This window comes from Actinomadura sp. 9N407 (assembly GCF_044326315.1).
Lineage (GTDB): Bacteria > Actinomycetota > Actinomycetes > Streptosporangiales > Streptosporangiaceae > Spirillospora.
In genome coordinates, this window is record NZ_JBIRAW010000029.1 from 25,724 (window position 1) to 37,256 (window position 11,533).

The following is an 11,533-nucleotide window of genomic DNA, read 5'->3' on the forward strand; positions in this document are numbered from 1 at the left end:
GAGCCCCCTTGACCGACGCGACCGACGCGACCGACGCGACCGACGCGAGCGATTCCCGCGACGCGGGCGACATCCGAGACGGGGCGGACGGCGCGCTGCCCGGCATGGAAGCCGCTCCGGCCTCCGTCGCCGTCCCCCTGCCGCGCGCCGCCGGGTACGAGATCGAGCGGGAGCTGTGCGACGCGGCGTCCACCAGGGGGCGCGGGCCGCTGCGCATCGCCGGGGTGGACGAGGTCGGACGGGGCGCGTGGGCGGGCCCCGTCGTCGTGTGCGCCGCCGTCACCGACCTGAGCGCGCCGCCCGAGCTGCCGGGACGCGGCAAGCGCACCATCGGGCTCACCGACTCCAAGCTCCTCACCGAGGCGCACCGCGACGGCTTCGCCGAACTGCTGCCCGGCTGGCTGTCGGGCCACGCCATCGGCGCCTCCTCCCCCGAGGAGATCGACGAGCTCGGCATGACCGAGGCGCTGCGCCGCGCGGCCGTACGGGCCCTGGAGGCGCTGCCGGAGCCGCCCGACGTGGTGATCCTGGACGGCAAGCACGACTTCCTGCGCAGCCCGTGGCGGGTCCGGTGCGAGATCAAGGCCGACCAGCGTTCGGTGACCGTCGCCGCCGCGTCCGTCCTCGCCAAGGTGCACCGCGACCGCCTCATGGCCGGCCTGGACGGTGAGTTCCCCGGGTACGGGTTCGCCGGGAGCGCCGGCTACCCCTCGCCCGTGCACCAGGCCGCGCTGCAGGAGCACGGGCCGACGCCGTACCACCGCATGTCCTGGTCGTACCTCGACGACCTCCCCCGCTGGCGGCACCTCAAGAAGCACCGCGACCCGATGGCCGGAGCGGGCCAGCTCAGCCTGCTCTGACGGCGTCACCGCTGCGCAGTCACTGCTAGTGGAGTCACCGCAGTGGAGTCACCACGGGGTTCATGGGTACGCCGCCTGCACAGGAGGTGCTTTCCATGGATGCCGTCGTGAAGAAGCTGCTGCACGAAGCGGGAGAGACCTACGCCGAAGAGGCGGGCATCCCCCTGAAGGATCAGCCCGCGGCTCTCTGGAAACTACTGGTCCTGGCCAATCTGATGAGCGCCCGTATCTCGGCCGACATCGCGATGGCCGCGGCACACGAGCTGTTCGACGCCGGCGGCGGGACACCCCGGGGCATGGCCAAGCTCAGCTGGCAGGAACGGGTCGACGCGCTCGGCCGCGGTCACTACGTCCGCTACGACGAGAGCACCGCGACCCGGCTGGGCGAGATGGCCGAGCTCGTCCAGGACAAGTACGGCGGCGACCTGCGCCGGCTGCCCGTCACGGCGGAACGCGACATCGACCGGGCCGCCGAACTCCTCAAGGAGTTCAAGGGCATCGGCCCGACCGGTGTCGACATCTTCTGCCGCGAGGCCCAGTCCGTGTGGCCCTGGCTGCGCCCCTACTTCGACGGCCAGACGCGCAAGGGCGCGCAGCGGCTCGGCCTGCCCGCCGACCCCGAGCGGCTGGCGGGCGAGGTCCCGGACAAGGAGCTCGGCAGGTTCGCCGCCGCCCTCGTCAGGGCCGCCCGGGACAAGAAACTCGCGGACTCCGTCAAGTCCTAGCGGCTGGTCAAGACCTAGCGCCTGGTCGAGAACCAGCCGGTCGCGCCCGTCAGTCCTTGCCGCGCGCGGCGACCCACTCCAGGTTCCAGTTGTACGCCTGGTCGACCGCCATCTTGCCCCAGCGCGGGCGGCCGGGCGGCGGCAGCACGAACCGGCCCTCGCGCCGGACGACGAACTCGCCGCCGACGTTCTCGATGACCGCCAGCACCACGTCGCGCGAGGCGTCCACGCAGTCGCTGATCTGCATCTCGATCGGCGGAGCGCCGACCGGGTACAGGGTCGCGACCGCGTTCATCCCGCGGAAGTCCTCGGCACCCTCGTAGATCTCGGCGAACACCAGGATCCGCTTGAAGTCGGCGGTGTGGTCGAGGTTGATCGTCAGGTTCTCACCGGTGGCCACCGCGCCGGAACGGTCGTCGCGGTCGAGCAGGACGAACGGCGCCCGGTCCAGCGCGCCGAAGTCGCCGAGCGCGTGGATGATCCCCTTGCGGCCGTCCTGCAGCTCCCACAGGCAGCAGAGGTCGAGGTCCAGGTCGACGCCGCGGCGCAGCTTGCCGAGCATCCCCTTGGCCGCGCCCTCCTTGGCCGTCCAGTTGAGGTTGACCCGCATGTGGCCCGAGGTGGCACCGTGCTTGGTCAGCGACACCGACGGCGAGCTCTTGGTCAGCGAGATCTTGCCGGCGCCTCCCTGCTGCTGCGGCGCGCCCGGAGGCGGCGGGGGCATCGGCGCGCCGGGCGGCGGCGGCGCGTACTGTCCGGGCGGGGGCGGGTACTGCCCGGGCGGAGGCGGCGGCGCGTACTGGCCGGGCGGCGGGGGCGGAGGTGCGTGCCCGGGCGGCGGCGGGTACTGCGGTGCGGGCGCCGAGGGCGGAGGCGGCGGCATGTACTGCTGCCCGGGAGGCCCGTACTGGTTCGGCGGCGGCGGAGGGGCCGGCGGCGCGTACTGCGGCTCGGGGGCGGGCGGCGGCGCGGCCGGGGTGGGCTGCGCGGGCGGTGGCGGCGGCGCGCTCGCGGGCTCGTCCACCGAGATGCCGTAGTCGGTGGCCAGCCCGCCAAGGCCGGTGTCGTACCCCTGGCCGACGGCGCGGAACTTCCACGCGCCCTGGCGGCGGTAGAGCTCGCCCAGCACGAACGCCGTCTCGGACGTGGCGCCGGGGTTGTCGAACCGGGCCACCTCCGTGCCCGCGGCCGCGTCGACGATCCGCACGTACAGGCCCTGGAACTGGCCGAACGTCCCGCCGTCCGACGACGCCGCGATCACGATCTTGTCGATCGCCGGCTCGACCCGGCCCAGATCGACGGCCAGTACGTCCCGTACGGCCGGCCCCTGCTGCTTGCCCTCGTGCCGCACCGAACCCGAAGCGTGCGACGGCTGGTTGTAGAAGACGAAGTCGTCGTCCGACCGCACTCTGCCGTTCTCGGTGACCAGCAGGGCGGAAGCATCGGCGTCGGGTACGCCCGGGCCGCTCTGCCATCCCAGCTCGACCTTCACCGACGGCACCGGGACCGGCGTGTTGGCGCCCTTCTGCATGGACATGAACGCTCCTCCTCCTCATCCGACGCCCCCCAACCTACGGGGAGTCGCGCGCGCGGGCGACCGGACCGGCCGTCCGGATGATCCGGATCTCCACCCGTCCTCACCTGGAACGCTCGCGGATCCGTACCGCCGGCGTCATACTCACGGGCGAAAACCCCCGGTCGGTCCCCACGCAGAAGGAGTCGACGGCATGCGCTCTCGGCCGCTGTACGACGTCGTGGCCCTCCTCGCGCGGCTCGGCGCGGGCATCGTCTTCATGGCGCACGGCTGGCAGAAGATCGAGGCCGGCATCACCGCCACCGGCCGCTCGTTCGACACGCTCGGCGTGCCGCTGCCGACCGGCGCCGCCGTGTACGCCGCGTTCGTCGAGCTGCTGGGCGGCGCCGCGCTGATCGCCGGGCTCGGCCTGCCGGTCGTCGGCGTCCTGCTGTTCGTGGACATGGCGGGCGCGTTCGTGTTCGTGCACGTGGGCAACGGCCTGTTCCTGGTGGACGGCGAACGGGTCGGCAACGGCTACGAGCTGGTGCTCGTCCTCGGCCTGACCAGCCTGCTGTTCGCCGCGGGCGCCGGCGGCCGGCTGACCCTCGACCAGTGGCTGTTCGGCGCCCGCCGGCGGGGTCCGGCCGAGGACGAGGAGGACGAGCGGAGCTTCGTGGAGTCGCTCCGCGAGGCCGAGAACAAGCCCGCCGCGAAGCCCGCCGCAGGGCCTGCCACCAGGCCGTCCGGGTCCTCCGGGTCCTCTGGGAGTCCGGCCGGGACCGCCGGGCGGGCCGCGGGGTCTCCCGCAGCCAAGCCCGACGAGAAGCCCGCGCCGAAGAAGCAGCCCGCCAAGCCGCCGGCGCCGACGATGCCGGAGGCCGCCGCGGCCCCGGGCGGCCAGGGCGAGCGGCCACGGCTGGCCTCCGGCATCGTCGAGGGCGAGGCGGACGACACGCTGGTCGCGGGCCGCCGCAAGCCCGGCCGGCGCCGCCGGGGCTCGTCCGACACCCAGCCGATCAAGCGCGACGAGGGCACCGGCGGCTGACCGTTCAGCGGCGGTACGCCCGGAAGAAGGCGCGGAGGTCGGTGGCCAGCAGGTCCGGTGCCTCCATCGCCGGGAAGTGCCCGCCCCGGTCGTACACCGACCAGTGCGCGATCTGCCCGGCCGGATCCATCAGGCTCTTGATGGTGTCGTCGGCCGCGAACACCGCGACGCCCATCGGCGGCCCCGTGGTCTCCTCGACCGTCTCGGCCGCTTCCGCGTTCTGCTCGGACAGCTGGCGATACACCTTCATGCCCTCGTACGTTCCGTGCGCCGACGAGGCTCCGGCGCCGTTGAACCAGTAGGCGCTGACGTTGGTGAGCATCTGGTCGCGGTCGACGGCGTCCTCGGGGAGCGGGATCGCGGGGTCGGTCCACTCGGCGAACTTCTCCACGATCCAGGCGAGCTGCCCCACCGGCGAGTCGGTGAGCGAGTATCCGAGCGTCTGCGGGCGGGTGGCCTGGATGTGGAGGTAGCCCAGGCCGTCGATCTGCAACCCGTTGAAGTGCTCGGCCCGTACGCGATCGTCCCCCGACAGGCCCTCGAGCTCGATCGGCGGACCGAACGGCATGGCCGGGGCCGTACCCGTGAGGTGCACCCCCACCACGCGTTCCGGAGCCACTCCCCCGAGGATGCCGGCCACTCCGGCGCCGACATCGGTGCCCTGTACGGCGTAGCGCTCGTACCCGAGACGTTCCATCAGGGTCGCCCAGGCCATCGCGACGCGGAACAGGTTCCCCCATCCCGTCTCCTTGACCGGAGGGGAGAACCCGTACCCGGGCAGTGAGGGGATGACCACGTCGAACGCGTCGCTGGGGTCGCCCCCATGTGCGCGCGGGTCGGTGAGCGGCCCGATGACGTTCAGGAACTCGACCGGCGAGCTCGGCCACCCGTGCGTGAGCAGGAGCGGCAGCGCCCCCGGCTCCTTCGACCGGACGTGCAGGAAGTGGATGTCCTGGCCGTCGATCTCGGTCAGGAACTGCGGGAACGCGTTCAGCGCGGCCTCCTGGGCGCGCCAGTCGAAGCCGTCGGCCCAGTAGGCGGCGAGCTCCTTCAGGTACTCCAGCGGGACGCCCCGGCTCCATCCGGTGCCGGGCAGCTCGCGCGGCCAGCGGGTACGGGCCAGCCGTTCCCGGAGATCGTCCAGGTCGGCCTGCGGGACATCGACGCGGTGCTCGCGGATCGCGGTCTTCTCGCGGGTCTCGGTCTTCTCGCGGATCTCGGTCTTCTCGCGGATCTCGTTCATGGGGACGACGCTAGAACCGTATGCGGAAAGGATCGTTCCGCGTTGCAGGGCATTCTTGGGGAATGCAGAAGACCTCCGCCCGCCTGCTCCGGCTCCTGTCCCTCCTCCAGACGCCGCGCTCCTGGACGGGACCGCAGCTCGCCGAGCGGCTCGACGTCACGACCCGTACCGTCCGCAACGACGTCGAGCGGCTTCGCGACCTGGGCTATCCCGTCAACGCCACGCCGGGCGCCGCCGGCGGCTACCGGCTCGGCGCGGGCGCGTCGCTGCCCCCGCTCCTGCTGGACGACGACGAGGCCGTGGCGGTCGTGGTCGGGCTCCGCACGGCCGCGAGCGGCCCGGTCTCCGGCATCGAGGAATCGTCCCTGCGGGCGCTCGCCAAGCTCGAACAGGTCCTGCCGTCCCGCCTGCGCCACCGGGTCAACACGCTCCAGGACTACACCGTCCCCGTACCGGGCTCAGGCCCGCGCGTGGACGCCGAGGTGCTGACCACCATCGCCGGGGCGGCCCGCGACCATCGCGTCCTGCGTTTCGGCTACCGCTCCCACGACGGGACCACCAGCCTGCGCAACGCCGAACCGCATCGGCTCGTCCACGCCCAGGGGCGCTGGTACCTGCTGGCCTGGGACGTCGCCCGCGACGCATGGCGGACGTTCCGCGCGGACCGGATCGAGCCGCGCCCGCCCCTCGGCGCGCGCTTCGCACCGCGCGAGACACCGGAGGACGTCGCCTCGTACGTGGCCAAGAGCCTGGGCCAGGCCACCTGGAACGTCCGCGCCCAGGCCACCGTGAACGCCCCGGCCGCCACGATCGCGGCACGGCTGCCACCCGCCGTCATCGTGGAGCCGTCCGGCCCGGACACCTGCGTCGTCCACGTCGGCTCGGACGATGTCCGGATGCTGGCGCTCTACCTCGGCATGATCGACGCCGACTTCCAGGTCACCGGCCCGCCCGAACTGGTCGACCGCCTCCGCCTCCTAGCGGCCCGCTACACGGGCGCAACTTAAGGAACTCGGGCCGTCCACTCTCTGGTATCGAACTTCTCCGCCACCAGCTTCTCGGCCCGGCGCAGCTCGCCCTCCGCGACACCGTCGCCGACGAGCCCGTAGCGGCCGCGGAAGTGCCCGACCATCCGCTCGATGATCTCCTCCCGCGCGAGCCCGGTCTGCCGGCGCAGCGGATCGACCCGCTTCTTCGCGCTGGCGATGCCCTTGCCGGACAGCTTCTCCTTGCCGATCCGCAGCACGTCCAGCATCTTCGCGGCGTCGATGTCGTACGACATCGTCACGTGGTGCAGGACCGCCCCCGCCGCCAGCCGCTTCTGCGCCGCGCCGCCGATCTTGCCCTGGTCGGAGGCGATGTCGTTCAGCGGCTGGTACCAGGCCCGGACGCCCAGCTCGCCCAGCGCGCCGAGCACCCAGTCGTCCAGGAACGCGTAGCTCTCGGCGAACGACATCCCCGCCACCAGCGACTCCGGCACGTACAGCGAATAGGTGATCGTGTTGCCCGGCTCCACGAACATCGCCCCGCCGCCGCTGATCCGGCGCACGACGCTCACCCCGTGCCGGACCGCGCCCGCCGCGTCCACCTCGTTGCGCAGCGACTGGAAGCTGCCGATGATCACCGCGGGCGAGGCCCACTCCCAGATCCGCAGCGTCGGTGGCCGCCGGCCGGCGGCCACCTCCTCGGCGAGCACCTGGTCGAGCGCCATGTGCAGAACCGGCTCCTGCGGCCCCTCGTGGATCAGCCGCCACTCGTGGTCATGCCAGTCCGACGCGTGCGCGACCGCCCGCCGTACCGCGATCCCCACGGCCTCCGCCGACAGGCCCAGCATCACCGTGCCGGGCGGGAGGCCGCGTTCCACCCGGGCGGCGATCTCGTGCGCCTCCAGCGCCGCCGGCAGCCCGTCCAGCGCCGCGTTGATCGCCTCCAGCGCCTCGTCCGGCTCCAGGAAGAAGTCCCCGCTGATCCGCGGCGACCTCAGCAGGCCGTCCTCGACCTCCAGATCGGCCACCACGAGCTTTCCGCCGGGCACCTTGTACTCACCATGCAGTGTCGACTCACCATGCGGTCTGTACTCACCATGCGTCACACCCATGGCAACCGCCGTCCCGGCGCCGCGATTCCTACCGGGTACGGCCCCGCGCCTTCAACGGCGTCTCCGGCATCGTCGGCGCGGCCAGCCGGGCCCCCTCGTACCCGCGCACCTCACCGAAGCGCTCTCCCGCCGTCCACTCCGCCCGCGCCGTCGCGATCTCCTCACCCGTCCGGGCGACGAAGTTCCACCACATGACCAGCTTCTCCTCGAACGGCTCACCGCCCAGCAGCACCAGACCGCCGTCCGTCTCCGCCCGAAGCGGCAGCTCGCTCCGGCCGCAGCCGAGGTAGAGCATCTGCCCCGGTTCCATCCGTACGCCGTCGACCTCGGTGACCCCCGACATCGTCAGCGCCGCGTACTCGAAGTCCGGCTCGAGCGGCAGCCGCGCCTCGGCCCCGGCGGCCAGTTCCAGATCGGCGCCGACGATCGGCGTGTACGCGGCTCCCGGTGAGGCCGTCCCGTCCAGCTCCCCCAGGATGACCGTCGCCTTGATGCCCCCGCCCTCGACGAACGGCAGGTCGGCATGATGCTCGAACGCCGGTTCGGCGTTCCGGTGCTCCTCGGGCAGCGCCACCCACAACTGCGCGCCATGCAGCGTCCGGCCGTGCTCGCGCGGCGACTCCTCCGAGTGCGCGATCGCCCGGCCGGCCGTCATCAGGCCGAGCTCCTTGGACCGTACGGTCTGCAGGCTCCCGAGACTGTCGCGATGCAGTACCTCGCCCGCATGCAGCCAGCTCACCGTCTGCAGCCCGATGTGCGGATGCGGCGGCACCTGCATCCCCGCCTCGCCCGCGATGTCGTCCGGCCCGTAGTGATCGACGAAGCACCACGCCCCGACCATCCGCCGTCCCAGACTGGGCAGCAGTCTGCGCACCATGGTGCTCTCGCCCAACGGCACCGCCCGGTGCTTCAGCAGCTCCCGTACGGGCCCGCCCGCGACGTCGTCCCGTCCTCCGCACACCACGGGCACCGGCCGTACCTGAAGATCGCTCACTCTGCCCCCACCCCTCGCCCCTACAGCCACGCTCCCAGCCGACTGTACGTCCCGCACACCATGGCGGCACGCCCACCTCGGCCACGTAGTGCCGCCTCAGTGCCACTTCGGTACCAGAGCAGGCCGAGCCCGACGGCCACGGCCATCGCCGCCGTGACCGGCTTCGACAAGCGGGGACGGCCCTGCCCGACACGTCCGAGGAACGCCCGCGGCCAGCGCTCCCGCAGGTAGATCGGCACGGCCACGGCCAGCCCCAGGGCCATGCCGGCGAAGCCGATGGTCAGGAACGCGACCTCCCATTGCGGGACCAAGCTCGGCTCGTCGCCCCCCGCACCGCCCGGGCCCTCCCCGAGCGCGCCGAGGACACCGCTGAATCCTGCGCCACGTGAACCCGTACCCCCAGAGCCGTTCGATCTCGACACTGGCGAGTCTTCTGGAACCGCCGGCCGATCAGCACACGCCACGGTGTGAACGGCAGCCGTTCCGTTCCCCGTACGGGTGAGGCGCTGTAATGGGCGGGCGGGTGGTCTTCCCGAGGTTCTGTTGATGGGTACCGGCGACTGGGATGTGGCTGATGTGAATTTCGAAGTGGAAGAGCCTGGCGAGTCTGAGTTGCTGGCCGCGGCTCGCGGCGGGGACCGGGAGGCGTTCGGGCGGCTGGTCGGGCCGTTGCGGGACGAGTTGCGCGCGCACTGCTATCGGATGCTGGCTTCGGTCCATGACGCGGAGGACACCGTCCAGGAGACCCTGGATCGGGCCTGGCGTGGGCTGGCGCGCTACCAGGAGCGGGGATCGATCCGGCCCTGGCTCTACAAGATCGCCACGAATCGGTCGCTGACGCTCATCGAACGGCGCGGGCGGCGCGCACTGCCGGCCGACATGAGCCCGGGTGCGCCCCTGGCCGAGACGGCCTGGGCCGAGCCGTACCCGGACCGGCTGATGATCTGGACGGAGCGGCTCAGCCCGGAGGCCCGTGTGCTCGCGCGCGAGAGCGTGGAGCTGGCGTTCGTCGCCGCCCTCCAGCACCTGTCCGCATTGCAGCGGGCCGTGCTGCTGCTGTGCGATGTACTCGGCTACTCGGCCCGGGGGGCCGCCGACCTGCTGGACACGACGACGGCTGCGGTCAACAGCGGGCTGCAAAGGGCCCGGAAGGCTGTGGCCGGGCAGCTCACGGAGCCCAGCCAGCAACGGACGCTGGAGGCGCTGGGTGAGGCGGCGCAGCGGGACCTGGCCCGCCGGTACATCGCGGCCTGGGAGGCGGAGGACATCGATGCGATCGTGGCGATGCTCGCCGAGGACGCCAAGTACTCCATGCCGCCGCTGACCGCCTGGTACGAGGGCCGGGCGGGCATCCGCGGCTTCCTTGAGGAAGGACCGATGAAGCGGCGCTGGCGTTTTCTGCCCACGCGAGCCAACGGGCAGTTGGCCTTCGGCACCTATATGTGGGACGCGGACAAGGCGGTCTACCTGCCGGGCGGCCTGGATCTGCTCGCCGTGCGCGGTACGCGGATCGCCGAAGTGGTCTCGTTCCTGGACGCCGACTTCACCGCGTTCGGCCTGCCCGCGCAACTGCCGGAAACCGATACGGCACGCCGCGATGATTTCGCCGATCGGCCCGGGTTGTAGTGCTGACGGAAGCAGCGAGCGGAAGGACCGGACCGACACATGCCCACGAACGAGGAACAGATCCGTACCCTGATCGAGCGCTGGGCCGAGGCAGTGCACCTCGGCGACATGGACGGGGTCATCGCCGACCACGCCGCCGACATCGTGATGTTCGACGTCCCGCCGCCCTACGAGGGCGTACGCGGCCTGGACGCCTACCGCAAGTCGTGGCCGCCGTTCTTCGAGTGGCAGGCGCAGGGCGCCGTGTTCGAGATCGAATCCATGGAGGTGGTCGCCGGTGACGACGTCGCCTTCGCCTACGCCCTACTGCGCTGCGAGAACCGGCAGAGTCTCGCCGACGACTCCGGTAACCGGCTGCGGCTGACGCTTGGCCTGCGCAAGGAGCACGGCCGGTGGGTCGTCGCCCACGAGCACCATTCGTTCCCGCTCGTCGAAACCGCCCGCGATGACGCGGAAGAGGAGGTGCGCCGCGTGCATGAAGACTGGTATCGGGGCACCGCCGCCAAGGATCTGGACGCCTTGATGGCCTCCATCGCCGATGACGTCGTCTCCTATGAGCATGGGGAGCACTTGCAGTACGTGGGCGTCCAGGCCGTCCGGGAGGTGTGCGAGCGCAGCCTCGGCGCGGGCGGCGAGGCCGAGGTGAGCCTGGACGTGCCCGATCTGAAGATCCTGGTGCGGGACGACCTCGCGGTCGCGTGGGGGCTGAACCATGTCCGGGTGAACCAGGCGGACGGGCGGACCACCGACGCCTGGTCGCGCGGCACCCGGGTGTTCGAGCGCAAGGACGGCGAGTGGCTGATGGTTCATCAGCACCTCTCCGTCCCCTACGCCCTGGACACCGGCAAGGCGCTGACCGGTCTGCGGCCTTGATCCACTGAATCCGCCACCGGCGTGCGGAACCAGGTCGAGGGGACCCGGAGCGACTCCGGGTCCCCGGTCCATTCCCCGTACGGGTCGGGCGTCCGTGGGGCGGCGCGTTCTCGGGAGCGGCTCAGCGCGAGGCGGGTTCGAAGATTTCGACGAGGTTGCCGGCCGGGTCGGTGAGCAGGATCTGGCGTCCGCCCGGACCGGCGACCACCTCCCCGCGGAAGGACAGCCCGGCGGTGCGCAGCCGGTCGATCTCGGCGTCGAGGTCGCCGACGATGAGATGGATGCGGTTGCGGCCCGCCCCGGCGACGTCATCGGGCGTGGCCCGGGCACCGGAGCTGGCCGGGCCCGACAGCAGCAGCCGCAACGGGCCGCGGACCACGTCGGCGAAGGCGGGCGCGGGGTTGGTGTGCACGGTGAAGCCGAGGTGGGTGGTGTAGAACTCGACGGCGGCGGGCACGTCGTCGACGATGTAGCGGACGCTGGCGAATTCGTCGGTCGTCATGGCTGGGAAACGGCCAGGGCGGAGAGTCGGCATCGACTCTCCGCCCTGGCC

Annotated in this window: 12 protein-coding genes; 6 read left to right on the forward strand and 6 right to left on the reverse strand. The window is 72.0% G+C overall.

Annotated features, from left to right (window positions below; all coding sequences use genetic code 11):
• The first annotated feature begins 104 nt into the window (after positions 1-104).
• Both ACH34Q_RS34600 and ACH34Q_RS34605 read left to right on the forward strand, forming a co-directional pair.
• Complete coding sequence (locus ACH34Q_RS34600; RefSeq protein ID WP_395987460.1) at positions 105-860, forward strand: ribonuclease HII; 756 nt, start codon at positions 105-107, stop codon at positions 858-860.
• 95 nt (positions 861-955) lie between these two features.
• Positions 956-1,585: an endonuclease gene (locus ACH34Q_RS34605; RefSeq protein ID WP_395987358.1), complete on the forward strand. Its 630-nt coding sequence runs from the start codon at positions 956-958 to the stop codon at positions 1,583-1,585.
• A gap of 49 nt (positions 1,586-1,634) precedes the next feature.
• On the opposite strand, the gene ACH34Q_RS34610 is transcribed toward ACH34Q_RS34605, so the two are convergent.
• Positions 1,635-3,122 (reverse strand): TerD family protein, encoded by a 1,488-nt coding sequence (locus ACH34Q_RS34610; RefSeq protein WP_395987359.1) that lies wholly within the window; start codon positions 3,120-3,122, stop codon positions 1,635-1,637.
• A 190-nt stretch (positions 3,123-3,312) separates the two neighbouring features.
• Here ACH34Q_RS34610 and ACH34Q_RS34615 point away from each other — a divergent pair, with 190 nt between their 5' ends.
• Positions 3,313-4,146, forward strand: a complete 834-nt coding sequence (locus tag ACH34Q_RS34615; RefSeq protein ID WP_395987360.1) for a DoxX family membrane protein — start codon at positions 3,313-3,315, stop codon at positions 4,144-4,146.
• Between the two features lie 4 nt (positions 4,147-4,150).
• On the opposite strand, the gene ACH34Q_RS34620 is transcribed toward ACH34Q_RS34615, so the two are convergent.
• Positions 4,151-5,389 (reverse strand): epoxide hydrolase family protein, encoded by a 1,239-nt coding sequence (locus ACH34Q_RS34620; protein WP_395987361.1) that lies wholly within the window; start codon positions 5,387-5,389, stop codon positions 4,151-4,153.
• A gap of 62 nt (positions 5,390-5,451) precedes the next feature.
• Here ACH34Q_RS34620 and ACH34Q_RS34625 point away from each other — a divergent pair, with 62 nt between their 5' ends.
• Positions 5,452-6,396 carry a helix-turn-helix transcriptional regulator gene (locus tag ACH34Q_RS34625; RefSeq protein WP_395987362.1) on the forward strand — a complete coding sequence of 315 codons (945 nt, stop codon included), beginning with the start codon at positions 5,452-5,454 and terminating at the stop codon, positions 6,394-6,396.
• On the opposite strand, the gene ACH34Q_RS34630 is transcribed toward ACH34Q_RS34625, so the two are convergent.
• The 3 genes from ACH34Q_RS34630 to ACH34Q_RS34640 all read right to left on the reverse strand — a co-directional run bounded on the left by ACH34Q_RS34630 (position 6,393) and on the right by ACH34Q_RS34640 (position 8,792).
• The gene (locus ACH34Q_RS34630) at positions 6,393-7,424 is read right to left on the reverse strand and encodes a biotin/lipoate A/B protein ligase family protein (RefSeq protein WP_395987363.1); all 1,032 of its coding nucleotides are present in this window, start codon (positions 7,422-7,424) and stop codon (positions 6,393-6,395) included. The two genes, ACH34Q_RS34625 and ACH34Q_RS34630, sit on opposite strands and share 4 nt — an antisense overlap.
• 91 nt (positions 7,425-7,515) lie before the next feature.
• The gene (locus tag ACH34Q_RS34635; RefSeq protein WP_395987364.1) at positions 7,516-8,481 is read right to left on the reverse strand and encodes a pirin family protein; all 966 of its coding nucleotides are present in this window, start codon (positions 8,479-8,481) and stop codon (positions 7,516-7,518) included.
• 20 nt (positions 8,482-8,501) lie between these two features.
• On the reverse strand, positions 8,502-8,792 hold the full coding sequence (locus tag ACH34Q_RS34640; RefSeq protein WP_395987365.1) for a hypothetical protein: 291 nt from the start codon (positions 8,790-8,792) through the stop codon (positions 8,502-8,504).
• A 235-nt stretch (positions 8,793-9,027) separates the two neighbouring features.
• Here ACH34Q_RS34640 and ACH34Q_RS34645 point away from each other — a divergent pair, with 235 nt between their 5' ends.
• Positions 9,028-10,107 (forward strand): sigma-70 family RNA polymerase sigma factor, encoded by a 1,080-nt coding sequence (locus tag ACH34Q_RS34645; RefSeq protein WP_395987366.1) that lies wholly within the window; start codon positions 9,028-9,030, stop codon positions 10,105-10,107.
• Positions 10,108-10,146: 39 nt separating this feature from the next.
• The gene (locus ACH34Q_RS34650; RefSeq protein WP_395987367.1) at positions 10,147-10,980 is read left to right on the forward strand and encodes a nuclear transport factor 2 family protein; all 834 of its coding nucleotides are present in this window, start codon (positions 10,147-10,149) and stop codon (positions 10,978-10,980) included.
• A 121-nt stretch (positions 10,981-11,101) separates the two neighbouring features.
• Here ACH34Q_RS34650 and ACH34Q_RS34655 read toward each other — a convergent pair whose 3' ends face one another.
• Positions 11,102-11,482 (reverse strand): VOC family protein, encoded by a 381-nt coding sequence (locus tag ACH34Q_RS34655; RefSeq protein WP_395987368.1) that lies wholly within the window; start codon positions 11,480-11,482, stop codon positions 11,102-11,104.
• Positions 11,483-11,533 lie beyond the last annotated feature (51 nt).